This is a genomic window from Kitasatospora purpeofusca (genome assembly GCF_034043715.1).
GTDB lineage: Bacteria > Actinomycetota > Actinomycetes > Streptomycetales > Streptomycetaceae > Kitasatospora > Kitasatospora purpeofusca_A.
Window position 1 is genome coordinate 23,370 of record NZ_JAXCLC010000025.1, and the last position, 25,573, is coordinate 48,942.

Sequence of the window (25,573 nt, forward strand, 5' to 3'; positions counted from 1 at the left end):
CGGTCAAGACGGTCAGACGGTCAGGGACGGGAAGGGCCAGCGGCGCACCCTCATGGGCAGGAACCAGGCCCGCCCGGCCTGTTCGGCGATCAGACCGGCCTCGGTCAGATCCCGGTGGACGGCCTCGGGGAGCAGCCCGACCTCGACGCCCTCGGCCAGCTCGTCCAGTCGGGCCAGGTGGCCGGGCTCGTCGATGGTGAACAGCTCCAGCGTCCCGAAGCGGCGGTCGCGCACCTCGACGAAGCCGGGGCCGCGCCGGTAGACGCACTTGCTCGGGAAGTAGCTCGCGCGCCAGTCGGCGGCGACCTCCGCCGCCGCGCCGGTCAACTCCTCCGGCGGGAACAGGTGGTGGAAGCGACGCCGCTGCGCGCAGCCGTCGGTGCAGACCGCGTGCCAGAGCACGGCCAGCCCCTGCCCGGTCGCCTCGCGCAGCAGCATCAGGGCCCGCGCCGAGGCCGCCGGCGCGTCGGCGCACAGCCGCACCGGCTCGGTCAGCCGCAGGCAGCGGACCCCGGCCCGGTGCAGCTCGGTGACCTCCGCCCCCGCCGGTCCGGTCAGGGTCCGGCGGCCGAGCCCGATGCCCGGCAGCTCCCGGACGGCGGGGTCGTAGTCGAGCCAGAGCTCGGCCTCCGGGCCGGCCTCGCGCCACACCCCGGCGTCGGTCCGCTCAGCCGATCGGGACGGCATCCAGCACCTCCTCGGTCGCGGTGCGGGGACGGACGGCGGCGGGGCCGTGCCGGTGCCGCATCCGCATCAGCACCTGGTTGTCGGACTCGACGGCGACCTGGAGGTAGCTGTCCCCGTCGTGGAACAGCAGGCCCAGCGCGGTGAACCGTGCCAGCACCGGTTCGACCGCCGCCGCACCGCCGGGGAGCTTCGCGGCCAGCGTGGCGGGCGAGCGGGGCTGGCCCAGCAGCCGGAAGGCCGCGATGTCCACCGGGTCGGTCAGCTCGACCACCCTCCAGTCGTACCCGGGCCGGGTGTTGACGAGCACGATCCGCCCGCCCGCCTCCCGGTAGGTGAGCCGGCTGTCGGGGAACCGGGCGAGCCAGGTGTCCACCGCCGCGCCCAGCCGCTCCGCGACCTCCCCGCCGATCCCCCGCGGCGGCGCGGTGAAGACATAGGCCAGTTCGGCGAGTTCGCTCTCCGGCAGCCGGTAGGTCGCGCGGTACTGGAAGGCCGGGCGGGTGATCGCGAAGCCCAGTTCCGGGCGGTCGAAGTACGGGCTGAACCGCTCGATCGCGATCCGCCCGGCGCCGGTCGGCGGGTCCAGGTGGTGCAGCACGGGCAGTTGGCGGATCACCGACTCGTAGTCGTCCGGCTGCTCGCCCGGGAAGCCGTAGAGGTAGTTCCAGGTCACCGAGACGCCCGCGCTCTGCGCGTCGCGCAGCGCCCGGACGTTCTGGCAGCCCGTCACCCCCTTGTCCATGATCTTCAGGACCCGGGTGCTCAGGTTCTCGATGCCGGGCTGCACCTGGGCCGCGCCGGAGTCGCCGAGGAGCTGGAACTGGTGGCGGCGCAGATTCGCCTTGATCTCGAAGTGCAGCCGCAGGTCGACGGGCAGTTCCGCCAGCGACTTCAGGACGGTGTCGAAGTAGCCCATGTCCAGGATGTTGTCGACCACGTAGACGTCCAGCAGCTGGTGGCGCTCGGCGAGGGTGAGCACCTCGGCGAGGAAGTCCGCCGGCGGCTTGGAGCGGAACTCCATCGAGGAGCCGTTGAGACCGCAGAAGGTGCAGTGGTGCTTCTCCCCCCACCAGCAGCCCCGGGAGCCTTCGAGGACGAGCTTGGGGTCGACCCAGCCGGCCGCGACGGAGGCGTCCAGCCGCTCGTAGAAGCCGTCGTAGCGTGGGGTCAGGATCGCAGCGGGCGGCAGCGGGCGCGTCGACATCCCGTTGGCCGTCGACTTCCCCGACTCGTCCCGCCAGCACAGGCCGGGGACGGCCGCGAGGTCGCCGCCCGCCAGCAGCGCCGGGAAGGCCGCCTCGCCCTCGCCGCGCACCACGTAGTCCAGGAAGGGGAAGTTGCGGTGCAGCGCGGCACCCTGCGGGCCGTCGCAGTTCGCGCCGCCGAACACCGTGCGCACCTGCGGGCACCGCTGCTTGAGGAGCCGCGCGGCGGCGAGGCTCGCCGTGTTCTGCTGGAAGGTGGTGGTGAAGCCGACCAGGTCCGGCGGGTCGGCGGCGAGTTCCCCGACCAGTCGCGCGATGAACTCGGGGGCGATCGCGCGGGTGGCCCGGGTGAGGGCCATCTCCTGCTCGCTCGCGCCGTTGGCGGCCAGGTACTCGAAGTAGCGCTCGGAGTCGGCGCCGCCCGTGGCACCGGCCCCGGAAGCCGGGTCGTCGTCACCGTACAGCGCGCCGGCGAACGCCCAGTCGCCCGCGCCCTGGAAGTAGGACTTCTCGGAGAAGTACTCGTAGTCGTTCACGCCGAACCCGGCGGTCTCGGCCGCCCAGTCCACGAAGTCCAGGTTGGCGTACCGCACTTCGACCTCGTGGCCGGCGCGGGCGGCGGCGGTGTGCAGGATCCCGAGCGCCAGCGACGGCACGTCGATCGCACCCCAGGGCATGTGCAGCAGGACGATACGCATGATGGCCACTTCTGTCGTGCGCGGACGGTGGGCGGGGGCCGTGGACCCGGGCGGCGGACGGGGTGTCGCTCCGGAGCGCCGAGGCGCCCCGGAGCGACCGGGCATCACTTGCCCTTGGACTCCGCCTTCGGCTTCGGCTGCCCCTTGAGGGCAGGCGCGACCGGTGCGGCCTTGGTGATGTCGAGCGCGAAGTTCTGGACGATCACCGCGCCCCGGTCCCGCTCCGGGGTACCGATCGGGTCGTTCTGGATGCTGCGACGCTTCATGGCTGTTCACCTCCTTCCATCGGCTCGGTGGGTCCCCCGGAGCGGTCGCCCCGGGGTGGTCGGTGGGGCGGTGCCGGCCAGGCCTGTCCGGCGAACCGGACCATCGCGGCCAGCACGGACCGGTGGTCGGCGGTCCGGCGGCTGTAGTGGCCGCCGTCCACCCGGAGCAGTTCGTGCGGCACCGCCAGTCGGCGCAGGTCCGCGGCGTAGCGGGCCACCTGCTCGGGCGGGCACCGCTCGTCGTCCCGCGAGACGACCAGCAGGACGGGCGAGCGGACCCGGTGCACGTACGAGCGGGGGTCGGCCGCGCGGTAGCGCTCGGGCACCTCGTCGGGGCTGCCGCCGAAGAGCTGCCAGTCGAGCTCGCGCAGGGCCGGGGTGGTGCCGCGGTAGGTGGCCGGGTAGTCCGCGATCGGCTGGGCGGCCATGCCGAGCGACCACAGCTCCGGCTGGGCGCCCATCGCCAGCAGGGTCAGATAGCCGCCCCAGGAGAACCCGCAGAGGCCGGTGCGCTCCGCGAGCGCCGTGCCGTCGGCGACCAGCTCCGCGCGGACGGCGGCGAGGTCCTCGATCTGGGCCAGCCCGACCCGGTGGTCGTACTCGTGCTGCCAGCGGGCGCCGTAGCCGGTGGAGCCCCGGTAGTTGGTGCGCACCACCGCGTAGCCGTGGCCGACCAGGATGTTCACCCGGGGGTCGTAGGAGTCCCGGTCGTGGGTGGCGGGGCCGCCGTGCACCAGGAACAGCGTCGGCCAGGGGCCCCGGCCGGGCGGGGTGCTGACGAAGCTGTGGATCCGCCCGTACGGGCGGGGCGTCCAGCGGCGGCCTCGGGAGGTGCCGTCCAGATCCAGGCCGGGGTGGTCCGGATCGGGGTGCTCCGGTTCGGGGTGGCCCGGTTCGGGGTGCTCCGCTCCCGCGGCCTCCGGGCCCGCGGCGGCGGCCGTCTCCGGGCGCAGGACCAGCGGGCGGGGCGGGGTGGACTCCCGGCTCCAGACGCAGTGCAGGGTGCCGTCCGGGGCGCAGGACAGGTCGTGGATGGTGCCGCCGGGCGTGCCGAGCTCCCGGACGACGGGCGACGGGTCGAGGTCGGCGAGCAGCAGTCGGCTCCGCCCGGCCCGCTCGTGCTGGATCAGCACCCCGCGCGGCCCCCGGTACCAGCCCGCCGATATCTGCGCGTCGAACGAAAGGCCCGGGTACCCGCGCAGCCCGGTGTCCGCCCGCCAGGTCGCGACGGTGTACCGCTCGTCCTCCTCGACCACCAGCAGCAGTTCCGGGCCGAGGACCGCGAGCGGGTTGAACTCGATCGGCCAGAGCCGCAGCCCGCCGCCCCCGGCGAGCAGCACCGGGCCGTCGGCGCGGGCGCCCGCGCGGCCGTACACGCGGCCGTCCGCGCGGCCGTCCGTCGGCCACAGGAGCACCGCGTCCTCCCCGTCGGGCCGCCCGCCGAGGGCGAGCAGCCGGCCGTCCGGCGACAGGTCGGCCAGACTCAGGTACCCCGGCGCGGAACCGACCAGCCGCGCCTCGCCCGCGGGCGGCCCGACATAGCAGTGCGAGGCCCCGTCGACGCCGAGGGCGACCGCCGCGAGCGCGCCCGTCCGGTCGAAGGCGACGCCGTACGGACGCCCGGGCGGCACCCCGCGCAGCGCCTCGCCGGCCGGCCCGCCGGCGAACGGCTCCCGCCGCCACCGGCCCCGCTCGTCGCTGTCGGCGTCGAACCACCAGATGGCGTCGCCGTCCGGCTCGATCTCGCTCAGGTGGACGCCGCCGGGCCGGTCGGTGACCACCCGGCGCCGGTCCGTCCCGAGGTCCCAGGCCACCGCCTGCCAGCGCTCCTCGACGAGCCGCGTCTCGACCGCGCGGCCCGCCGCGAGTGCGGCGAAGCCCGGGGACTGGAACGCCTGCGTCACGGACCCGCCCTTCCGGCTCGATGGTGCGAACAGGCTGCGCCGAACGTTCGAGGAAGCAGTGAACTGCTGTGCCGGAAAGGTCACTTGTGGACGAGCGCGGTCCACTCTAGGGGGGTGCTGCGGCCTCGAACAGACCTCTCGCACGGTTGGCCGAAAGAAAGTTGAAATGGACACCGCCCGATGGGAGACATGTCCTGGAAGTCCCAGCCGTGCGCCTCCGCTCAGCGCCAGGTGCAGCATGACGATGAAGTCCTCGCCGCCGGAGAACAGGATCACCGGCCGTTCGAACTCCCCCGTGACCTCGCGGACGACGTGCACCGACTCGGCGGCGGAGTCCGGCGGTCCGCTCCCGTCCCCGTTCCGCCCCCGGCACGTTCCGGACACCGACGGTCGAGGCCGACGTCAGCCCAGCGAGTCGATCCAGCGCTCCAGCCGGTCCCCCTCGGCGAGCATCAGCCCGGGCTCGCGGAGGGTGTTGGTGAGCAGCGAGATCCCCTGGTAGGCGGCGACCAGTGCCACGGCCAGCTCGCGGGAGTCCTCGCGCCCCATCTCCGCGAACTGCGCCTCGACCCAGTCGAGGAGCCTGCGCATGACCTCCGCGACGGCGACGTCGAGGCCGTCGGCGCGCTTGTCCAGCTCCGAGGCCAGGCTGCCGGTGGGGCAGCCGTACCGGGCGGTGAGTTCGCGCTGCCCGACCCAGCCGGCCAGCAGCGCCTTCAGCCGTTCCTGGGGGGCGGGGAGCGCGTCCAGCTGCCCGATCAGCTCCTCCAGCCCGCTTCCGTGGGCCTGGATCGCGGCCTCGACCAGCTCGTTCTTGGTCTTGAAGTAGTAGTAGACGTTCCCGACCGGGACGTCCGCCGCCTGCGCGATGTCGGCGAGCGTGGTCTGCTCCACGCCCTTCTCGTGCAGGACCCGCGCGGCTGCGGCGGCCAGCCGCTCGCGCTTGCCCGGGGCACGGCCGGTGCCCTTCACGGTCTTCGCCGCCTTCTCGGCCTTCTCGGTTTTCACAGCCTTCGAGGTCGTCACGGTCTTCGAGGTCTTCGCGGTCTTCGAGGTCTTTGAGTCAGTCACCTGACTAAGAGTAGACGCCTGACGAGGCATCGGCTACTGTCCTTCTCAGTCAGCCAACTGACTAACTCAATCGGGGCGGCCGACCGCCGCTCCCCACAGGGGGTTTCACGATGATTGTTGTCACGGGTGCGACCGGGAACGTCGGCCGCGAGCTGGTCCGGGCACTGGTCGACGCCGGCGAGCAGGTGACCGCCGTCTCCCGTCGGCCGGGGCCGCTCCCGGCCGGCGTCCGGCACGTACCGGCGGACCTCGCCGACCCGGAGAGCCTGCGCCCCGCCCTCGACGGCGCGACGGCCCTGTTCCTGCTGGTGGCCGGCGAGGAACCGCGGGAGATCCTCCGGCTGGCCCGGACGGCCGGGGTGCGCCGGGTCGTCCTGCTCTCCTCCCAGGGCGTCGGGACGCGGCCCGAGGTCTACCGTCACGCCGCCGGGTTCGAGGAGGCCGTTCGCGACTCCGGCCTCGACTGGACGGTGCTGCGCTCCGGCGGCCTGAACTCGAACGCCTTCGCCTGGGCCGAATCGATCCGCGCCGACCGCACGGCGGCCGCGCCGTTCGGCGAGGTCGGACTGCCCACCGTCGACCCGGCGGACGTCGCCGCGGTCGCCGCCGCCACCCTGCGCGAGGACGGCCACACCGGCCGGACGTACGAGCTCACCGGCCCGGCCCCGGTCACCCCGCGCGAACGGGCCGAGGCGATCGGCGCCGCACTGGGCAGCCCGGTGCGGTTCGTCGAGCAGACCCGCGACGAGGCGCGCGCCCAGCTGCTGGCGTTCATGCCGGAGCCGGTGGTGGAGGGCACCCTCGCCATCCTCGGCCTGCCGCTGCCCGCCGAGCGGACGCCGGGCCCGGACGTCGAGCGCGTCCTCGGCCGCGCACCGCGCACCTTCGCCGACTGGGCCGCCCGCACCGCACCGGCGTTCCGCTGAGACCCATCCGAAGCGCCGAGAACCCTTCGCGCCTTGTCCTTCCACCCCGGCCCCGGGAACGCGGACACCGCGCTCCCGGGGACGGCCCCGCCGGATCAGCCGGATCAGCCGAGGGTGACGCCGCGCTCGGCGGCCAGCTCCTCCAGGCCGTACCGGGCGACGTGCTCCGGGTTGGCCAGGTCGACGGTGCGGACGCCCTCGGCGGCCAGCCGCTCGTTGATCTCGTCCAGGTGCTGCCGGACGACCTGCTTCTCGGCGTCGGTGGTGCGGCCCTTGTGCGGACGGCCGGCGTGCTCCGGGCTCGCGTAGTTGACCCGCTCCCGGCCCGCCCCGGCGGTCGCGGCCTGCGCCGGCACCGCCCGGGCCGCGACCCGCTCGGCGCCGCGCAGCACCTCGGCCATCGGCGTCACCGTGGCCAGCCGGTCGAAGGCCTCGGCGGTCATGACGACGGTCTCCGGCTCCTCCGCGTCCGGGCGGTGGAGCTCGATCGTCACCAGGTCGAGCGCCAGCCCCCGCACCTCGGCCAGCTCCCCGGCGAGCGCCTCGATCGCGACCGGTCCGTCCGCGAGTTCCGGGTGGGCGCGGACCACGACCCGCACCAGCTGGTCCTCGTCCTCCGCGTGCCTGCCGGTCAGGTCCGAGAACCGGATGATCTTCTGCCCCATGGCTTCCTCTCCTGCCCCTGATGATCAGCGCAGAGAGCCTACGGCCTGTCCCTCCGGGGATTGGCCCGCCGAACGGCGGATGCGGCACAGTGGCCACATGAGCGCGGACACGAGGAGTCACCGAACGGCGGGGTGGACGGGCCCCGGGCGGCGACAGCCGGTGCAGCAGCGCAGCCAGGAACGCTACGGAAGGATCCTGGACGCCTGCGCCGCGCTGCTCGACGAGGCCGGGCCCGCCGCGCTCACCACCAAGGAGGTGGCCCAGCGCGCCCAGGTGCCGATCGGCACCCTGTACCAGTTCTTCGCGGGCAAGGAGGACCTGCTCGCCGCGCTGGCCGGCCGCAACCTCGACCGCTATCTGCACCGGCTCGACGACCGGCTGCGCGCCGGGGCCCCCAGCGGGCCGGCCGGGTTCACCGATCTCGCGGTGGACGAGTTCGTCGCGATGAAGCGGACCGTCCCCGGTTTCGGCCAGGTGGACTTCGGGCTCTCCGGACCGGCCGCGCCGGGCCGCGTCCACGACGACCGGCACCTGCTGGACGCCGAGCTGGACAACAACACGGCGGTCGCGCTGCGGCTCCAGGCCCTCGGCGGCGACCTGTTCGGCACGACCGACCCCGGCGCGCTGACCCTCGCCCTGCGGGTGGCGCTGGAAGCGGCCGACGCGGTACTCAAGCTCGCCTTCCGCGGCGACCGGGACGGCGACCCGGCGATGATCACCGAGTGCAAGCGGCTGGTCCGGTGCTACCTGGCCGACCTGCTCGGGCCGCGCTGAGCCGCCTCCTTCCCGCCGGGCGCACGGGCGCACGGGCGCGCCGTTGCGGGCGGTGCGCGCCCGCAGCAGAGTGGAGACAGCGGACGGGGAGCCGGGCGGTCCGTCGGCCGCCGACGTCCGCACACACCCGAGGAGCACGACCATGCACGCAGCGGTAGGTGACCAGCTCCACGTCCACAGCCGGGCGGTGGGCATGGTCGACCAGAAGGGCGAGATCGTCGAGGTGCGCGGCCAGGACGGCTCGCCGCCGTACGTGGTCCGCTTCGAGGACGGCCACACGGGCCTGGTCTACCCGGGCCCGGACTGCAACATCGAACCCCGCGAGGCGACCCGCTGACGCCACCGCTCACCGCCCCGCGCCCGTTCGGCCCGGGGCGGTGAGCCGTGTCCCCCGCACCCTGGACCGCGCGGTTCCTCGCCGCGACCGCGCCCGAACTGCCGGGGCCGCTCGCCGCGCTCGCGCCGCTGCTGCAGCAGTACGGCTACGCGCTGGTGGCGCTGTTCGTACTGCTCGACAACTGCGCCGTCCCCGCGCCCGGCCAGACCGTGCTGGTGCTGGCCGCCGTCTACGCGGGCACCGGGCACCTGAACCTCGCCGCCGTGGTGGCGATCGCCTTCACGGCGGCGGTGCTCGGCAACACCCTCGGCCATCTGATCGGCTCCACCGGAGGCCGGGCCTTCGTCCACCGCTGGGGCCGGTACGTGCTGCTCACCCCGGAACGGGCGGCCCGCGCGGAGGTCTTCTTCGCCCGGCACGGCGGCAAGGTGGTGACGGTGGCCCGGTTCGTCGACGGCCTGCGGCAGACCAGCGGCATCATCGCCGGGACGACCGGCATGCCCTGGCCCCGCTTCCAGGTGTTCAACGTGCTCGGCGCGGCGCTCTGGGTCGGGGTGTGGGCGACCTTCGGCTATGTCGCGGGCGCCAACGTCGGCGCGGTCTGGCGGACGGCGGTGCGCTACCAGCTCTGGCTGCTGGCCGCACTCGGCGTCCTGGCCGCCGCACTCGCCGTCCGGCAACTGCTGCGCCGTCGTCGACTGCGGGGACCGGAGCGGAAGCGGGACCCGGAACGGGAACGGGACCAGGAACGGGAGCGGCGGCCGGAGGACGGCTGAGGACGGCGCCCCGACCCGGTCTCGGAGGCCGCCCCCGCCGGTGGCCCGGAAACTGACCCCGGAACGGGGCCCGGAAACGGGCCCGGACGACCTCAGCCGAGCGGGAAGACCTCGAACGGGACGGCGAAGCGGGTGCCGAGCCGGGTGCCCGCCTCGCGGCCGAAGCCCTCCAGGAAGCCGCGCGCGTCCGCCATCGCGCCGCCGAGGCCGGCCAGGTACGCCTTGTGCTGCTCCAGCGAGGCCACGCCCCGGTCGAAGTGCTCGGTGATGTCGACCGCGTGCCCGGCCTCCGGCGAGCCGGAGACCCAGATCTCCCGCACACCGTTCCACGGCTCGTGGCCCTCCGCCGTCAGCTCGCGGAAGATCCAGCGGTTGCCCGCGTCCCGCACCCCGTCGAGCAGGGCCCGGCCGACCGCGATGTGGTCGGCCTGGTTGAGGAACGCCCCACCCCAGGTGTCGTGGAAGTTGATGGTGATGACGATGTCCGGGCGGTGGCGGCGGACGGCGCGCGCGATGTCCCGGCGCAACGGCAGGCCGTTCTCGACGGTGCCGTCCGGGTGGCCGAGGAACTCGACGGTGTCGACGCCGACCACGGCGGCGGAGGCGATCTGCTCGGCCTCGCGCAGCGGGCCGCACTGCTCCGGGTCCATGCTGTCGATCCCGGCCTCGCCGCTGGTGGCCATCACATAGACGACCTTCTTGCCCTGGTCCGTCCAGCGGGCGACGGCGGCGGCCCCGCCGTACTCCATGTCGTCGGGGTGGGCGACGACCACGAGGGCGCTCTGCCAGTCCTCGTCGACGTGCTCGAACGGCTTCGGCTGCGGCTCGGTCATGGTGCTGCCTCTCCCTGGGACCGGTGCGCCGGGTGGGGCGCGCCGTGCGGTCGTACGGTCCTACCGGACGCGACTCTAGAAGATCATCGGACCCTCCGGGAGGCGATTCGGGACAACGCGAACATGCAGAGGATGCTCTGCAGACAGGTCTATGCAGAGGATCCTCTGCAATCTAGGCTGCCGGCATGACCACCGAGCGCCCCGACACCTCCGCCACGCCCGACGCCGCCACCGCGCCCGAACCACCCGCCGCGTCCGAACCCGCGCCCGGGCCGCCCGGGCCGCCCGGACCGCCGCAGCGCCGCCTCGACGCCCGCAGCCTGCGCGGGCTCGCGCACCCGCTGCGGATGGAGATCTTCGAGCTCCTCAACCTCGACGGACCCGCGACCGCGACCCGGCTCGCCGAGCGGCTCGGCGAGAACACCGGCACCGTCAGCTGGCACCTGCGCCACCTCGCGGAGCACGGGTTCATCGAGGAGGAGACCGGGCGCGGCACCAAGCGGGAGCGCTGGTGGCGGCGGGTGGAGGTGTCCAACCGGCTCGACACCGCCGACTTCCGCCACGACCCGGACAGCCGCGGCGCGGTCTCGCTCTACCTGCACCAGCTGGTCCAGCAGTACTTCAACCGGGTCAACGACTACATCACCGAGGACTGGCCGGACGAGTGGCGCAACGTCGGCACCATCTCGGACTGGCGCCGGCTGCGGCTGAACCCGGCCCAGCTCCAGGCGCTCAACGACGAGATCTTCGCCGTCGTCGAGCGCCACACCCCGGCCCCGGACGCCGCGGCCGACCCGGCGGCGCTGCCGATCGTCGTCCAGCTCCAGTCCTTCCCGCGGCGCTCCCGCACCGACACGCCCGGGAGCGCCGAGTGACGCGCGACGACCCCCGCCCCAGCCTGCTCCGCCGCCACCGGGACTTCCGGCTGCTCTGGTGCGGCGAGACCGCCGGCAAGTTCGGCGCCTCCGTGACCGGCGTCGCGATGCCGCTCATCGCCGTCTCCGAGCTGCACGCCTCCACCTTCCAGGTCGGCCTGCTCAGCGCCGCCTCCTGGGCACCCTGGCTGGTCATGGGCCTGCCGGCCGGCGTCTGGGTGGACCGCTTACCCCGCCGGACCGTGATGCTGGTGGCCGCCGCCGTCTCGCTCGTCCTGTTCACCGCCGTCCCCGCCGCCGCCTGGGCCGGGCGGCTGAGCACCGGTCTGCTGCTGGCGGTCGCCCTGCTCACCGGCACCTCGGCCGTGTTCTTCCAGACCGCGTACACCGCCTACCTGCCCGACCTGCTCGCCCCCGCCGACCAGCCCGAGGGCAACGCCAAGCTGCACGGCAGCGCCTCCGCCGCCCAGATCGTCGGCCTCGGCTCCGGCGGCCTGGTCGCCCAGCTCGCCGGGGCCGCCAACGGCATGCTCGCCAACGCCGCGACCTTCCTGGTCTCGCTGCTCTGCCTGGGCCGGATCCGGCACCGCGAAACGCCCACCGGCCGCAGTGGGCGCGGCACCGACCACGACGGGCGCGGCACGAACCACCACGGGAACGGCACGAACCACGGCGGGCGCCGCGCCGACCGGGCGCTGCGGCGCGAGATCGGCGAGGGCCTGCGGCTGGTCGCCCGGGACCGCTGGCTGCGCTCCCTCACCCTCTACGGCGCCACCTGCAACCTGGCGCTGATGGGCTACCAGTCGATCCTGGTCGCCTTCCTGGTCCGCGAGGTCGGACTCGCCTCCGGCACCGTCGGCGGGCTGATAGCGGCGGCCGGCAGCGGTGGTGTCCTCGGCGCGTTCGCCGCCCGGCGGGTCGCCGCCCGGGTCGGCACGGCGCGCGCTCTGATCCTCTTCGTGCTGGGCCTGCCCGCGCTCGCCCTGCTGATCCCGCTCACCGGGACCGGCGCGGGCGTGCTCTGCTACGCCGTCGGCGGGTTCGGGGTCTCGGCCGGGGTGGTGGCCGGGAACGTCATCAAGTCCGGCTTCCAGCAGCACTACTGCCCGCCCGAGCTGCTCGGCCGGATCACCGCGAGTGCCGCCGTCCTCAACTTCGGCACCATCCCGGTGGGCGCCCTGCTCGCCGGTGTCCTCGGCACCGCGGTGGGCCTGCGCCCGGCGATGTGGGTCACCACGGCCGGGGTGCCGCTGGCGGCGCTCGTCCTCCTGCTCTCCCCCGTGGGCCGGGTCCGCGACCTCCCCACCGCCCGCCGCCCGGCCGACCCGGCACCGGCGCCCGCGCCCGGCACCACCACCGCCGCGACCGCCTGACCTGCCCTCACCTGCGGCTCGGCCCGGCCCGGCCCGCCCGTGCGCGCCGCGCCAGGGGCCGTACCGGCGGGCGCCGTAGGTTGGGCCCATGGCACAGCACGCACACGGCGCCCGGCTCTCGCCGCCGACCTGGTTGACGGCCGGGCTGCGGCCCCAACCCGCGCCGGTGCCGTGGGCGGCGGTGGCCCGCGCCTCGGTCGCGCTCTCCGCGCCGCTGGCCGTCGGCCTCGCCGCCGGGCGGCCCGCGTACGGCGCGCTGGTCTCGATGGGCGCCCTGTCCGGCGTGATCGGCGACACCGCCGACGCCTACCGGATGCGGTTCTTCAACATCGCCGTCCCCCAGCTCTTCGGCGCCGTCGGCGTCACCCTCGGCACCCTGGTGTACGGCCGCGACTGGACCGCCGTCGCCGTCCTCACCCTGGTGGCGCTGGTCTCCGGGATGATCTCCTCGATCGGCTCGGTCGCCTCCGTCTCCGGGCTCCTGCTCCTCCTCAACGCCGTCGTCGGAGCCGGGCTGCCGATGCCCCGCCCGTGGTGGACGGCGCCGCTGCTGCTCACCGCCGGCGGGGCGGTGGTGCTGCTGCTCACCCTGTTCGGCTGGCCGCTGCGCGGCGGCGTCCCCGAACGGGCGGCGGTCGCCGCCTCCTACCGCTCGGTCGCCGCGTTCGTCCGGGCCGCCGGCACCTCCGAACACGACGAACGGCGACAGGCCGTCACCCAGTCGCTCAACGCCTCGTACGACCTGCTGCTCGCCCACCGCACCCGCCGGCACGGCCGCTCCCCCGGGCTGACCCGGCTGATCGCCCGGCTCAACGCGCTGATCCCGATCGTCGAGGCGGCCTCCGCCGCCAAACTGCGCCCGGCCCGGCTCGGCCCACTGCCGGAAGCCTGGCCGGCGGCCGTCCTCGCACTCGCCGACAGCATCGAGGACGGCTCCCGGACCGGCACCGCCGCGCTGGACCTGCCCGCGCCGACCGGGCCCTCGGAACGCGCCCTGCACCAGGCGCTGGGCTACGCGGCCGCCGTCGGCGCCGAGCCCGACCACGCGCAGGCCGCCGCCCCCGACCGGCTCGGCCGCCCCGCCGCCCCCTGGGTGCGGACCCGGCGCGCGGCCAGGGCGGCGCTGGTCTCCGGCGCGTCCTGGCGCTACGGCCTGCGGCTCGCGCTGTGCATCGGCCTGGCGCAGGTGGTGGTGTCGGTGCTGCCCGTGCCCCGCTCCTACTGGGTCGCGCTGACCGTCACCTTCGTCCTCAAACCGGACTTCGGCTCGGTGTTCTCACGGGCCGTGCTGCGCGCCCTCGGCACCGCCGGCGGGCTGCTGCTCGCCGTGCCGGTGCTCGCCGAGGTGCCGCGCGGCTGGTGGGACGTGCCGACCGTCGCGGTGCTGGCCGCGCTGATCCCGGCCTTCTCCGCCAAGGGGTACGCGTTCCAGACGGCGGCCATCACCCCGGTCATCCTGCTGCTGTCCGACCTGCTCAACCACCAGGGCTTCGGACTCGTCCTGCCCCGGCTCTACGATTCGCTGATCGGCTGCGGGATCGCCCTGGTCGCCGGGTACCTGTGCTGGCCGGAGTCCTGGCACACCCGGATCGGCGACCGGCTGGCCGACGCCGTGGCGGACGCCTCCGCGTACGTGGCGCTGGCCTTCGCCGGCGCCCCCGGCCAGGACCGGCCGGCCCGGCCGCTCCGGCGCCGGCGCCTCTACCGGGACCTCTCGGCGGTCCGCTCCGAATTCCAGCGCGCGCTCACCGAACCGCCGCCGACCGGACCGCGGGCGGCGGCGTGGTGGCCGCTGGTGATCGCGGTGGAACGGGTGGTGGAGGCCACCACCGCCACCCGGGTCCGGGTCGAGCACGGGGAACCGGCGCCGCCGCCGGGCGAGGTCGCCGCCATCGCGGCGGACCTGTCCGCCCTGGCCGGGGCGCTGCGCACCGGCACTCCGCTGCCGAGGCCGGACGGGGACGCGGCCGGCCGGCCCACGGACGCCGGGGCGACCGGGGCGAGCGGGGCGACCGGGGCGACCGGGGCGAGCGGCCCCGACGTGCTCGGCCCGCTGCGCAGCGAGGTCCGGGCCGCCTGCGCCATCGCCTCCCCGGTCCTCGGCTGAACGACCACCCCGGTCCGCAGCCTGGCGACCGCCCTCAGTCCTGTATCCGCCGCCAGGGCCGGTCCGCCTCCAGGGCGAACGCCAGCTCCAGCAGCACCCGCTCCTCCCCGTGCGCCGCCGACAGGTGGACGCCGACCGGCAGGCCGTCGGCGCTCGCACCGGTCGGCAGCGCGATCGCCGGGCCACCGGTGACGTTGTTGACCGGTGTGATCGCCACATACCGGGTGAGCCGGTCGATCAGCTCGTCGAAGGCGATGTTCGGGCTCAGGTACCCGATCGGCGGCGTGACGTGCGCCAGCACCGGTGACAGGACCGCGTCGTGGGTCCGGAACATCGCCGCGTACGTCTCCTCCGCGCGCCGCAGCCGCCCGACCACCCCCGGTACGCGCCGGAACTCCTGGTGGAAGAGCCGCCGCAGCCCGGTGGTCAGCCCGTCGAGACGGCTCGCCCGGAAGCCGGGGTCGATGGTCAGCCGGCCGGTGGTGGCGATCAGGAAGGCGATGTAGCCCCAGTAGAGGACGAAGTCCCGGGAGAACTCCTCGCCGAACGGCATCACGGCCGGGGTCACCTCGTGCCCCAGGGCCTCCAGCCGGGCGGCCGTCTCCTCGACCGCCGCCCGGGTCGCCGCGTCGCTGGGCGCGACCGGCGAGTCCACCACCAGGCCGATCCGCAGCCGGCGCGCGCCCGGGCCCTCGACCAGGCCGAGCGGGGGCAGCGCGGGGTTGCGGTAGTGGCGTTCGGCGGCGGCGAAGAACGCGGCGGTGTCGCGGACGGAGCGGGTCAGCACGCCGTCCGTCACCAGGTCCACCGGCAGCCGGCGGCCCTGGGCGTTGGGCACCACCCGGCCCCGGGTGGGCTTGAGCCCGACCAGCCCGCAGCAGGCGGCCGGGATCCGGATCGAGCCGCCGCCGTCGTTGGCGTGCGCGATCGGGACGACGCCCGAGGCGACCAGGGCGGCCGCGCCGCCCGAGGAGGCGCCCGGGGAGTGCGAGGTCCGCCAGGGGTTGCGGACGGGGCGGGCGGAGGCGAACTCGGTGGAGGCGTTGAGCCCGAACTCCGGCAGCCTGGTCTTGCCGAGGACACCCAGGCCGGTGCCGAGGAACTGCTCGGCGAAGCCCGCGCTGCGGCGGGCGGGCCTGGCCCGGTAGGCCGAACTGCCCTGGCCGGTCGGCATCCCGCGCAGGTCGGTGTTGTCCTTCAGATAGCTGGGCACGCCGTACAGCGGGGCGTCCTCGGCGCCGCCGCCTTTCGCGCTGCCGTCCTTGGCGCTGCCCTCCGCCCCGCGCGACCGCCCGTACGCGGCGAAGGCGACGGGGGCGAGCGCCGCGTCGACCCGTTCGGCCCGCGCCGCCGCGGCTGCCGCCAGCTCGGCGGGGCCGACCTCACCGGCCCGCACCAGGGCGGCCAGCGCCACCGCGTCGTGCTCCCCCAGCGCGTCGTCCGTGTACGCGTGCACCCGCTCGTCGGCCATCCGGACTCCCCATCCCTGCCAGTCGGTGGCGGCGCCCGCGGATACGTACCTACCCGTCGGTAATGCCGCGCGAGCTGAGCAGTCTAGGGCCGGAGCGGCACGTGGAACACCCCGGGTTCCGGACGCGGAAGGACCGCCCGGGCGGGGTGCCCGGACGGTCCTCCGTCCTGCGGAGCGCTACCGCGTCAGGTGCAGTGGATCTTCCCGCAGTTCGGCGTCGAGATCCGGTGCTGCGTTCCCACCCCCCACTCCCGGCGCGGGATCAGGTAGGCGATCGCGATCACCGCATCCAGAAAGCTGCCGCCGAGGCCCGGGCCGGGGCGGCCGGCCTGCGCGCGTGCCCGCTGGAACTCGTTGTCGTCGACCCACCAGATCGTCAGCGTGCCGCTCCGGTTGACCTCCATCCAGGCCGAGTCGTGGCCGCCCGTTCCGCTGGCCCAGCAGACCTTGGAGCCCTCGCCGTAGACCACGAAGTTTCCGTCCATCTGCATGGACGCCCAGCGGCCGCACCCGGTGCTGTTCGGAGCCGTCCAGCTGACGACCGTGTTCCACCGGCTGGTGATGTCGCTGAACCAGGAGTAGACGAGTTCCAGCGTGCCGTCGCCCCGCATCCGGAACGTGGTCGACTGCTCGCTGTCGGAGTCGCTGATCTCGGTGTTGCGGCACAGGTTCCAGCCCTTCCAGATCCAGCCGCCCCGGTGTTCGGCGTCCGGCGTCTGGAACTCACAGCCGTCACCACTGGGCCGGATACGATCGCCGCCGGAGCTGCCCCCACCGCCACCAGTGCTACCGCCGGTGCCACCACCGCCGCCACCAGTGCTACCGCCGCCACCTCCTGTGCCACCGCCGCCGGTGTTCCCACCGCCGCCGGAACCGGCGCCCGGGGTCGGGCCGGTCTGGACGTTGTCCAGCCGCCAGCGCTGCTTGTCCGAGCCGTCGCAGCGCCAGACGCCGAGCTGCTCACCTGCGTTGTTCGCGGTCAGGCAGCCGCCGTCGGTGGCACTGACGAGCCAGTACCAGCCGTTCCCGGCGTCGCGGAACGACCACCGCTGGTTGGCGTTGCCCGCCTGGTTCTGCGTCAGGTGGGTCCGGTGCGCACTCGGGTTGTGGTCCATCACCATGCCCTGGCCCGGGGCGGACTTGCCGTCCGTGAGCAGGGTCTCCAGGATCCAGCTGCCGTTTCCGGCGTCCCAGAACGCCCACCGCTGGGCGGGGTTGCCGTTGCCGCCGAGCGCCTTGATCGAGGTGCCGGAGGCGGTGCTGACGGCATCGAGGTCGGCGACCAGGCCGTTGTTGTTCGACCGCAGGGTCGCGACCTGGCTGTTCCCCACGGCCGGACGGACGACCGGGCCGCCGCCACCTGACCCGCCGGAGCCGCCCGAACCGCCGGAGCCGCCGGACCCGCCGTTGCCCGGCTGGGGCTGCTGCGGGACGGCCGGACCGTCCGTGACGTTGTCGAGCCGCCACTTCTGCCGGTCGTTGCCGTCGCAGGCGGAGACGGCGAGCGCCTCACCGGCGCTGTTGGCGGTCAGGCAGCCGTTGTCGGTGTCACTGGTCACCCAGAACCAGCCGCCGCCCGCGTCCCGGAACGCCCAGTGCTGATTGGCGTTCCCGTCCATGGTCCGGATCAGATGCGTCCGGTGCGTCCCCGGATCGTGGTCCATCACCATGCCCTGACCGGCCACGGCCTTGCCGTCGGTGAGCAGCGTCTCCAGGATCCACCGGCCGTTCGCGGTGCTCCAGAACGCCCACTTCTGCGCGTCGTTGCCGTTCGGCGCCAGCGCCTTGACCGAGGTGCCGGAGTTGGTCGTCCCACCGTCGAGGTCGGCCACCATCCCGTTGTTCGCGGAACGCAGCGTGGCGACCCGGTTGTTCGCGACCCCGGGGTTGACCACCGTGCCGGTGGCCGGATTCGGCGGGTTCGGTCCCTGGGTGAGACCGTCGAGCCGCCACTTCTGCCGGTCGCCGCCGTCACAGGCGGAGACCGCGAGCGCCTCACCGGCGCTGTTGGCGGTCAGGCAGCCGTTGTCGGTGTCACTGGTCACCCAGAACCAGCCGCCGCCCGCGTCGCGGAACGCCCAGTGCTGATTGGCGTTCCCGTCCATGGTCCGGATCAGATGCGTCCGGTGCGTCCCCGGATCGTGGTCCATCACCATGCCCTGACCGGACGCCGTCCTCCCGTCCGTGAGCAGCGTCTCCAGGATCCACCGGCCGTTGCCGGCGTCCCAGAACGCCCAGCGCTGCGCGTCGCCGCCGTTCGGAGCGAGTGCCTTGATCGACGTGCCGGAGCCGGTGTTCGACCGGTCCAGGTCCGCCACCATCCCGTTGTTCGCGGAACGCAGCACCGCCACCTGGTTGTTGCGGACGCCGCCGGGGGTGACCGCCGGATTGGTCGCCGGGTCCGGCCGGTTCGGCTGCGGCTGGCCGGGCTGCGCCGGGCCGTCGGTCACGTCACCGAGCCGCCACTTCTGCCGCTGGCCGCCGTCGCAGGCGGAGACCGCCAGGGCCTCACCGGCGTTGTCGGCCGTCAGACAGCCGTTGTCGGTGTCACTGGTCACCCAGAACCAGCCGCCGCCCGCGTCGCGGAACGCCCAGTGCTGATTGGCGTTCCCGTCCATGGTGCGGATGAGGTGGGTGCGGTGCGGGCCCGGGTCGTGGTCCATGACCATGCCCTGACCGGACGCCGTCCTCCCGTCCGTGAGCAGCGTCTCGATGATCCACCGACCGTTCGCAGTGGTCCAGAACGCCCAGCGCTGCGCGTCGTTGCCGTTCGGCGCCAGCGCCTTGACCGACGTGCCGGAGGCGGTGCTCGACCCGTCCAGGTCGGCCACCATCCCGTTGTTCGCGGAGACGAGCGTGGACACCTGGGAGGTGCCGATCCCCGGGTTGACCACCGCTCCGGTGCCCGGCGGCGGGGTCGGGGTCGGAGTCACCGGCGCACGCGGCGGGACGGTGCCCAGGCCCCAGCGCTGGGAGTCGCTGGCGTTGCAGTCCCAGATCTGCAGGACGGTCCCGTTGACGTTGACGCCACCGGTCACGTCCAGGCACAGCCCGGAGTTCGGGTTGACCAGCGAGGAGTCCGGACCCTTCTGCCAGCGCTGCGCCGGCGAGTCGTTGCAGGCGTAGAGGCCGACCCGGGTGCCGTGCGCGGTGAGGCCACCGGAGACGTCCAGGCACTTGCCGAACGCCTTCAGGGCGAACACGCCGGTACTCGCGGACGCCGTCCAGCGCTGGGAGGGCGTCCCGTTGCAGTCGTAGAGGTCGATCGGGGTGCGGTCGGCTGTGTTGCCGCCGGTGACGTCCGCGCACCTGCCGGGGAAGGCCGAGTACAGGGAGGCACCGCCGGTGTCGCCGTCGCCGCCGGCCAACACACCGTTGAGCCGCCACTTCTGCCGGTCGGAACCGTCGCAAGGAGCGACGGTCAGCGGCTGGCCCTTGGCGGCGAGCGTCAGACAGCCGCCGCCGTCGCCGTTGGCGATCGTCGTCCGGCCGTCACCGGCGTCGCCGAACCGCCACTGCTGCTCGGTGCGGTTGGCGGCAGCGGGCTGGAGCGCGGTGCGGTGCGTGGCGAGGTCCTGCCCGAGGACGAGCCGGGCGCCGGGGTCGGCACCGCCGTAGGTCAGCCGGGTCTCGATCAGCCAGTTGCCGTTGCCACGGTCCCAGAACGCCCACCGCTGCGAGTCGGTCTCGTTCGGCGTCCACGCTTGCACGGCCGTCCCGTTGGCGGGCACCCCGCCGGTGACGTCCGGCACCAGCTGCGGGTCCGCGGCCGAGACCAGGCCGATGCCCTGCACCGGATCGGGCTTCTGCCCGCTGCCGGGGCCACTCGGCCCGCTGGGTCCGCTGGGTCCGCTGGAGAACAGCCAGCCCCACGGCGGGAGGAGGGGGCGGAAGGGGAAGTTGGGCAGCCTGATCCCGGGCAGCGAGGGCACGGGCCCGCCGGGGGTCCCGCCGTTGTCGCCACCACCGGGGTCGGTCGGGTTGGTGCCCGGGTCAGTGGGGTTGGTACCCGGGTCAGTCGGCTTCGTGTCCACGCCGCAGCGGTCGGCCGGCCGCGGCTGCTCCGGCGCGGGCGTGCCCGGCACGCCGTCGACCGAGGGCCACGGCACGCTGTCGAATCCGGGCAGCGACGGCCACGGGATGTCGGAACGTCCAGGGACCGACGGCCAAGTGCCCTTGCCGCCCGGCAGTACGGGCCAGTCGAAGGCCGGAACCGCCGGGGCTCCCGGCCACTGCGCATCCGGCAGACCGGGCAGCCCCGGCCAAGGGATGTTCGGGTGACTGGGAAGCGCGGGCCACGGCACGTCAGTACGTCCGGGAACCGAAGGCCACCGGGTCTCCGGGTGGTTGCCGATGACCGGCCAGGTGATGACCGGCAGTCCGGGTACGGACACGACGGCCGAGGGGGCCTCGGACCCTTCGGCTGGCAGGACCGGCCACGGCACCCCAGGCGCACCCGGCATCGCCGGCCAGGGAATGCCGGCGTCACCGGGCAGACGGGGCCAGGGAAGGTCGGGGTGCCCGGCCATGACGGGAGCGGAGGGCAGCTTCGGATATCCCTCCCACGGGATCGTCGGAACTCCCTCGGCCCCCGGCCACGGGATTCCGGGCTGGCCGGGGATGTTCGGCCACGGGATGTCCGGCCGACCGGGGACGGACGGCCAGGCGACCTCGGGGTAGCGGGGCAGCGTCGGCCAGGTCAGGCCGGGGAATCCGGGCACCTGCTTGGCGCCCGACGACCGTGGCGTGCAGGGAACGGACAACTGCCATCGCTGGGCCGTGCCGCCGTCGCAGGCTTCGGCCGAGAGTCCGGCGGACGGGGTGCCCGCCATGGTGAGGCAGCGCTGGTCGGCGGCGCTCACCAGGTTGTACGTGCCGCCGCCGCTGTCCCGCAGCGTCCAGCGCTGACCGGGGCCTGCGGCCGATCGGCCTGCGCCGTCCTTCTGGACCGGCCAGAGGATCGTCGCATGGGAGTAGATGTCCTGTTGCAGCACCTTGTCCTTGGCCAGGGCGCTCTCGAGCGCGAAGGTCCCACCCTCGGCCGCGCGCAGCGTCCAGTCCTGGGACGCTGTGCAGTTGCGCGGATAGGACTGGACGACCGTGCCGTCGGTCGATTTCCCGCCACGGACATCGAGGTCGTGGACCGCACCGCCGACGGAGGCGGTCGCACTCAACTGGTACGTCTCACCGTCGCCCGGCCGCTGCGCCGCGGCCGAAACCGTCGACACCGGCGGCGCGGCCAGTACCGTGCGCCGGACGGCGGCCGTGGTGGTGGCCGGCGGCAGATCGCAGGAGAGCGGGAACTTCCCGGGGTCCTCGCCCTGCGGCCCGCAGTTCTGCGGTTCGGCGGGCACGTCGGCCCGAGTACCGACAAGCACGTTCCTGCTCCAACCCGAGGTCGGGTCGGAGTCCGGGTCGTAGTCCGTTCCCTCCTTGAAGCGGTTGGTCGTGGTCTCACCAGTGGTCATACCCCAGTCGTGCAGTTGCTGCATGGTGATCCGGGTGGAGTTCAGTGCAAGCGCGCCAGGATAGAACTCCGTGCCGTCATCCGCGTACTTGAGCGGAGTGCCATTGAGGGTGTAGTACTCGCCCTTCGGGTTGCCCGGCTTCCGGTAGATGACCCAGGTGTACGACCGCGCGGAGACGACACTCTTCGGATTGATCTTCTTGATCGCCGCCCACTCCTTCTGCGGCTCGAAGGAGTGCAAGGGATCCGGCGGGACCGTCCTCAGCTGGTCGTCCACGTAGAACATGTTCTTGGGGTTGCCACTGATCGAGTAGATGGTCCCCTCGAAGGTGTACTCCATCTCCTTGGACGTGTTCGTCCTGACCGTCGAAGGGCTCTGGAAAGCGAACTTCAGCGCCACCAGTTCGTCGGTCGTGGTGCTCACATAGCCGGTCCTCTGCCAACCACCCCGTTGGTCCAACAGCGCTCGGACGTGGTAGTCGCCGCCGGCCGCAGAGAATCCGTTGGCGAAGGTCGGGTCGATCCCCCGGTTCTCAATCCTCGTGCCGACGATGTCATTGCCGTCCCTGTCTTTCTGATACTCCCACTTACCGTCGTCCTTCTGGATCAACCGAGCGGGCATCACCCACTCCGAAGATCCCCGGTAGACCACCTTGGGAACAGCGCGGTTGGTGTTGAAACAGGGGTGCAGGTACGGCGGCGCCTCCGCCGCGTGGGCGGCCGGTGACACGGCGCCCACGAGGGGGACCGCCATCACCCCCGCGATCATCGCGGCCACCAGGGACCGCGTCTTGTTTCTGAGGGAATCCCGGCGCATGGGCGTCGGCGACCTCGCCTTCCTACGGAGTGTTGCGTGCCCGCCGAAACGTAGGTGGGGCGCGTACACAGCTCGTATACGCTGGCTGGACGAGGGCAGGCCCGGTGGGCCGACACCCCCGGGCCGGTTCCGACGCAGCAGTACCCGACCGACGACCGCGTCAACCGAAAGCTGGTCCGCATGATCGAGCTCGACTTCGACGACGACGGCTTCCGCCGCAACGGCGCGCCGCACCGGATCGTCTCCGGCGCGCTGCACTACTTCCGGGTGCACCCGGAGCTGTGGGACGACCGACTTCGCCGGCTGCGCGCGCTGGGCGCCAACACCGTCGACACCTACATTCCCTGGAACTTCCACGAACTCCCCTCCGGTGTGACCGACTTCACCGGCTGGCGGGACATCGCCCGGTTCGTCCGGACCGCCGGGCGGCACGGGTTGGACGTCATCCTGCGCCCGGGTCCCTACATCTGCGCCGAGTGGGAGTCCGGCGGCCTGCCGGCCCGGCTGCTCGCCGCCGACGGGATGGGGCTGCGCAGCTCGGACCCGGCGTTCCTCGCCGAGGTGGACGGCTGGTTCGACGCCGTGGTCCCGGAGCTGCTGCCGCTGCTGGGCAGCCGGGGCGGGCCAGTGGTGGCGGTGCAGGTGGAGAACGAGTACGGGAGCTACGGCAACGACGCCGCCTACCTGGCGCATCTGCGGGACGGGCTGGTGGCGCGCGGCGTGGACTGCCTGCTGTTCACCACCGACGGTTCCGAGGACTTCATGCAGCAGGGCGGGGCGATCCCGGGTCTGCTGGCCACCGGCACCTTCGGCTCGCGGGCGCCGGAGCGCTTCGAGGTGCTGCGGCGGCAGCAGCCCAAGGGGCCGCTGGCGGCGATGGAGTTCTGGATCGGCTGGTTCGACCGGATCGGCGAGCCGCACCACGTCCGGGACGCCGGGGAGGCGGCGGCCTCGCTCGACGAGCTGCTCGCGACCGGGGCCTCGGTCAACCTCTACATGGCGCACGGCGGTACCAACTTCGGCTTCTGGGCGGGTGCCAACCACTCGGGGACCGGGCCCGACACGGCCGGCTACGAGCCGACCGTGACCAGTTACGACTACGACGCGCCGATCGGCGAGGCGGGCGAGCTGACCGAGAAGTTCCACGCCCTGCGGGCCGTCATCGGCAAGTACGTGCCCCTCCCCGAGGGCGAACTCCCGGGCCGGCCGCCGCGGCTGGAGCCCCGCCGGCTGGAGCGGGCGACCGGCCGGGCACGGCTGCTGGACTCCCTGGACGCGCTGTCGACGCCCGTCCACCGGCCGACCACCGAGCCGATGGAGCGGGTGGGCCAGTCGCTCGGCCTGATCCACTACCGCACCTATGTCCCCGGGCCGCGCCCGGAGATGCCGCTGCGGATCGACGGCATCGGGGACCGCGCGCAGGTCTTCGCGGACGGCCGCCCGCTCGGCGTGCTGGACCGCAACGCCCCGGGCGGCACCCTGCCGCTGGCGGTGGGCCCGGCCGGGGTCACCCTGGACATCCTGGTCGAGGCTCTGGGCCGCGCCAACTACGGCCCCCAGCTGGACGATCGCAAGGGCATCCGGCGCGGTGTCTCGCACGAGCGCCAGCGGCTGCACGGCTGGGAGATCCGGCCGCTGCCGCTCGCCGACCTCTCCGCCCTGGCCTTCCGCGAGGATGTCGGCGCCGCCGAGGGCGACCCCGTCTTCCACCGGTTCGAGACCGAGGTCGACGCACCGGCGGACGCCTTCCTCGCACTCCCCGGCTGGGGCCGGGGCCTGCTCTGGCTCAACGGCTTCCTGCTCGGCCGCTACACCGACGAGGGGCCGCAGCGCACCCTGTACGCGCCGGGGCCGCTCTGGCTGGCGGGCCGCAACACCCTCGTGGTGCTCGAACTGGACCGCCACGCCGGGGCCCTGGAGATCCGCGACGAGCCTGACCTCGGCCCCACCACCCGCGCACCCAGCGCGGACTACTGACACCGGCCCGCCCGCTCCCCGCCCACTGCCGCCCACTGCCCGCCCGGCGCCGGAATACTCCGGCGCTGGGCCGGGTTGACGCCCCGGCAGGCCGGTGATCAAGGCCGCAGGAGCGCATACAGGGGGAAGCATGTCCAGCAGTGACGTCGTCGGCGGAAGCGTGGCACCGGGCTTCGAGGCGGTGCGGGAGGAGTTCGCCGCCGTGGTGGCGGAGGAGCCGGCGGGCGGTGGCGCGCAGTTGGCCGTGCACCTGGACGGGCGGCGGGTGGTGGACCTCTGGGCCGGCGAGGGGGTCTCCGGCGAGTCGCTGTTCGCGCTCTACTCCTCCGCCAAGGGGGCGGCGCACCTGGTGACGGCCCTGCTGGTGCAGGAGGGCGTGCTCGACCTGGACGAGGAAGTGGCCCACTACTGGCCGGAGTTCGCGGCCGAGGGCAAGGGCGCACTCACCTTTCGGCAGCTGCTGGAGCACCGGGCGGGGCTGATCGGCGTCGACGGCGGCTTCACGACGGAGGAGCTGGCGGACGACCGGCGGATCGCGGACCGGCTGGCCGGCCAGAAGCCCTACTGGGAGCCCGGGACGGCCTACGGCTACCACGCCTACGTGATCGGCGCGCTGACCGGCGAGGTGGTCCGCCGCCGGACCGGCCGCACGGTGCAGGAGCTGTTCGAGGAGCGGATCCGGGCCCCGTACGGGCTGGACTTCTTCCTCGGCCTGCCCGCGGAGCTGGAGTCGCGGTACCTGCCGGTGCTTCCGCCGGTCCCCCTCCCCGGTCAGCAGGGCGAGCCGCCGGCACCCGACAGCCTGACGGGGATCGCCTTCAACCTGAACGCCTCCCCGCCCACCGACCTGACGGGCTTCGGCAACCTCCGCTCGGTGCAGGCGCAGGGCCCGGCCTCGACCGGCAGCTTCGGCAACGCCCGCGGCCTGGCGGCGCTGTACGCGGCGGCGGCGCAGGGGCTGGACGGGCGGACGCCGTTCCTGGCACCGGCCACGATCGCCGAGTTCGGTCCGGTCCGCACGCACGGCACCGACGTGGTGACCGGCGAGGTGGACCACTTCGGCCTCGGCTTCGAGGCGCAGAGCACCCGCTTCCCGTTCCTCGGGGCGGAGGCCTTCGGTCACAGCGGCGCGGTGGGCGCGCAGTCCTTCGCCGATCCGCGCAGCGGCGTCGCCTACGGGTACACCCGGCGCCGGTTCAGCTCCCTCCCGCTCGGCCCGGAGAACCACCGGCTGGCCGAGGCCGTCGTCCGCGCCGCCGGGGCGGTGCGCGGGACGGCCGGCTGACCGTCCGGCCTTCGGGCCCACGACGGCGCCCGCGACGGCGCCCGGAACGCGCCCCGGA

Annotated in this window: 18 protein-coding genes; 9 read left to right on the plus strand and 9 right to left on the minus strand. The window is 74.0% G+C overall.

What is annotated here, in order from left to right:
• Positions 1-12 precede the first annotated feature (12 nt).
• The 5 genes from SM793_RS15130 to SM793_RS15150 form a co-directional block, all read right to left on the minus strand.
• Positions 13-687, minus strand: coding sequence for a DUF5825 family protein (locus tag SM793_RS15130; protein WP_320438697.1), 675 nt, complete (start codon positions 685-687; stop codon positions 13-15).
• The gene (locus SM793_RS15135; RefSeq protein ID WP_320438698.1) at positions 668-2,590 is read right to left on the minus strand and encodes a RiPP maturation radical SAM C-methyltransferase; all 1,923 of its coding nucleotides are present in this window, start codon (positions 2,588-2,590) and stop codon (positions 668-670) included. Before SM793_RS15135 ends, SM793_RS15130 begins: the two co-directional genes overlap by 20 nt.
• Positions 2,591-2,694: 104 nt before the next feature.
• The gene (locus SM793_RS15140) at positions 2,695-2,856 is read right to left on the minus strand and encodes a hypothetical protein (RefSeq protein WP_320438699.1); all 162 of its coding nucleotides are present in this window, start codon (positions 2,854-2,856) and stop codon (positions 2,695-2,697) included.
• Positions 2,853-4,760, minus strand: a complete 1,908-nt coding sequence (locus SM793_RS15145; protein ID WP_320438700.1) for an alpha/beta hydrolase family protein — start codon at positions 4,758-4,760, stop codon at positions 2,853-2,855. Before SM793_RS15145 ends, SM793_RS15140 begins: the two co-directional genes overlap by 4 nt.
• Positions 4,761-5,162: 402 nt before the next feature.
• Entirely contained in the window at positions 5,163-5,732 is a 570-nt protein-coding gene (locus SM793_RS15150; protein WP_320438764.1) for a TetR/AcrR family transcriptional regulator, read from the minus strand.
• 209 nt (positions 5,733-5,941) lie between these two features.
• Between SM793_RS15150 and SM793_RS15155 the strand changes: the two genes are divergently transcribed.
• The gene (locus tag SM793_RS15155) at positions 5,942-6,757 is read left to right on the plus strand and encodes an SDR family oxidoreductase (RefSeq protein ID WP_320438701.1); all 816 of its coding nucleotides are present in this window, start codon (positions 5,942-5,944) and stop codon (positions 6,755-6,757) included.
• 104 nt (positions 6,758-6,861) lie between these two features.
• On the opposite strand, the gene SM793_RS15160 is transcribed toward SM793_RS15155, so the two are convergent.
• Positions 6,862-7,422, minus strand: a complete 561-nt coding sequence (locus tag SM793_RS15160; RefSeq protein WP_320438702.1) for a hypothetical protein — start codon at positions 7,420-7,422, stop codon at positions 6,862-6,864.
• Positions 7,423-7,519: 97 nt separating this feature from the next.
• Here SM793_RS15160 and SM793_RS15165 point away from each other — a divergent pair, with 97 nt between their 5' ends.
• The 3 genes from SM793_RS15165 (at position 7,520) to SM793_RS15175 (ending at position 9,310) form a co-directional block, all read left to right on the plus strand.
• A complete protein-coding gene (locus SM793_RS15165) occupies positions 7,520-8,197 on the plus strand; it encodes a TetR/AcrR family transcriptional regulator (protein ID WP_320438703.1) in 678 nt (225 codons plus the stop codon).
• 142 nt (positions 8,198-8,339) lie between these two features.
• Positions 8,340-8,534, plus strand: coding sequence for a DUF1918 domain-containing protein (locus SM793_RS15170; RefSeq protein WP_320438704.1), 195 nt, complete (start codon positions 8,340-8,342; stop codon positions 8,532-8,534).
• 47 nt (positions 8,535-8,581) lie between these two features.
• On the plus strand, positions 8,582-9,310 hold the full coding sequence (locus tag SM793_RS15175) for a DedA family protein (RefSeq protein WP_320438705.1): 729 nt from the start codon (positions 8,582-8,584) through the stop codon (positions 9,308-9,310).
• A 92-nt stretch (positions 9,311-9,402) separates the two neighbouring features.
• Here SM793_RS15175 and SM793_RS15180 read toward each other — a convergent pair whose 3' ends face one another.
• Complete coding sequence (locus tag SM793_RS15180) at positions 9,403-10,143, minus strand: PIG-L deacetylase family protein (protein ID WP_320438706.1); 741 nt, start codon at positions 10,141-10,143, stop codon at positions 9,403-9,405.
• A 185-nt stretch (positions 10,144-10,328) separates the two neighbouring features.
• Here SM793_RS15180 and SM793_RS15185 point away from each other — a divergent pair, with 185 nt between their 5' ends.
• From SM793_RS15185 to SM793_RS15195, 3 genes are all read left to right on the plus strand, one after another.
• The gene (locus SM793_RS15185; protein WP_320438707.1) at positions 10,329-11,018 is read left to right on the plus strand and encodes a helix-turn-helix domain-containing protein; all 690 of its coding nucleotides are present in this window, start codon (positions 10,329-10,331) and stop codon (positions 11,016-11,018) included.
• Positions 11,015-12,391 carry an MFS transporter gene (locus SM793_RS15190; RefSeq protein ID WP_320438708.1) on the plus strand — a complete coding sequence of 459 codons (1,377 nt, stop codon included), beginning with the start codon at positions 11,015-11,017 and terminating at the stop codon, positions 12,389-12,391. The genes SM793_RS15185 and SM793_RS15190 overlap by 4 nt, the downstream gene beginning before the upstream one ends.
• Positions 12,392-12,479: 88 nt before the next feature.
• A complete protein-coding gene (locus SM793_RS15195) occupies positions 12,480-14,498 on the plus strand; it encodes an FUSC family protein (protein WP_320438709.1) in 2,019 nt (672 codons plus the stop codon).
• 34 nt (positions 14,499-14,532) lie between these two features.
• On the opposite strand, the gene SM793_RS15200 is transcribed toward SM793_RS15195, so the two are convergent.
• Both SM793_RS15200 and SM793_RS15205 read right to left on the minus strand, forming a co-directional pair.
• Positions 14,533-15,969 carry an amidase gene (locus SM793_RS15200; RefSeq protein ID WP_320438710.1) on the minus strand — a complete coding sequence of 479 codons (1,437 nt, stop codon included), beginning with the start codon at positions 15,967-15,969 and terminating at the stop codon, positions 14,533-14,535.
• A 185-nt stretch (positions 15,970-16,154) separates the two neighbouring features.
• Positions 16,155-21,860, minus strand: coding sequence for an RICIN domain-containing protein (locus SM793_RS15205; protein WP_320438711.1), 5,706 nt, complete (start codon positions 21,858-21,860; stop codon positions 16,155-16,157).
• 573 nt (positions 21,861-22,433) lie between these two features.
• Between SM793_RS15205 and SM793_RS15210 the strand changes: the two genes are divergently transcribed.
• Positions 22,434-24,230, plus strand: coding sequence for a glycoside hydrolase family 35 protein (locus SM793_RS15210; RefSeq protein WP_320438712.1), 1,797 nt, complete (start codon positions 22,434-22,436; stop codon positions 24,228-24,230).
• Between the two features lie 130 nt (positions 24,231-24,360).
• Positions 24,361-25,515, plus strand: a complete 1,155-nt coding sequence (locus tag SM793_RS15215; protein ID WP_320438713.1) for a serine hydrolase domain-containing protein — start codon at positions 24,361-24,363, stop codon at positions 25,513-25,515.
• Positions 25,516-25,573 lie beyond the last annotated feature (58 nt).

What these genes read in the sequence shown, in the direction of transcription:
- SM793_RS15140 (WP_320438699.1), bottom strand. Translation starts at nt 2,856, where the DNA reads ATGAAGCGTCGCAGCATCCAGAACGACCCGATCGGTACCCCGGAGCGG.
- SM793_RS15135 (WP_320438698.1), bottom strand. Translation starts at nt 2,590, where the DNA reads ATGCGTATCGTCCTGCTGCACATGCCCTGGGGTGCGATCGACGTGCCG.
- SM793_RS15200 (WP_320438710.1), bottom strand. Translation starts at nt 15,969, where the DNA reads ATGGCCGACGAGCGGGTGCACGCGTACACGGACGACGCGCTGGGGGAG.
- SM793_RS15185 (WP_320438707.1), top strand. Translation starts at nt 10,329, where the DNA reads ATGACCACCGAGCGCCCCGACACCTCCGCCACGCCCGACGCCGCCACC.
- SM793_RS15180 (WP_320438706.1), bottom strand. Translation starts at nt 10,143, where the DNA reads ATGACCGAGCCGCAGCCGAAGCCGTTCGAGCACGTCGACGAGGACTGG.
- SM793_RS15195 (WP_320438709.1), top strand. Translation starts at nt 12,480, where the DNA reads ATGGCACAGCACGCACACGGCGCCCGGCTCTCGCCGCCGACCTGGTTG.
- SM793_RS15155 (WP_320438701.1), top strand. Translation starts at nt 5,942, where the DNA reads ATGATTGTTGTCACGGGTGCGACCGGGAACGTCGGCCGCGAGCTGGTC.
- SM793_RS15160 (WP_320438702.1), bottom strand. Translation starts at nt 7,422, where the DNA reads ATGGGGCAGAAGATCATCCGGTTCTCGGACCTGACCGGCAGGCACGCG.
- SM793_RS15210 (WP_320438712.1), top strand. Translation starts at nt 22,434, where the DNA reads ATGATCGAGCTCGACTTCGACGACGACGGCTTCCGCCGCAACGGCGCG.
- SM793_RS15215 (WP_320438713.1), top strand. Translation starts at nt 24,361, where the DNA reads ATGTCCAGCAGTGACGTCGTCGGCGGAAGCGTGGCACCGGGCTTCGAG.
- SM793_RS15170 (WP_320438704.1), top strand. Translation starts at nt 8,340, where the DNA reads ATGCACGCAGCGGTAGGTGACCAGCTCCACGTCCACAGCCGGGCGGTG.
- SM793_RS15165 (WP_320438703.1), top strand. Translation starts at nt 7,520, where the DNA reads ATGAGCGCGGACACGAGGAGTCACCGAACGGCGGGGTGGACGGGCCCC.
- SM793_RS15130 (WP_320438697.1), bottom strand. Translation starts at nt 687, where the DNA reads ATGCCGTCCCGATCGGCTGAGCGGACCGACGCCGGGGTGTGGCGCGAG.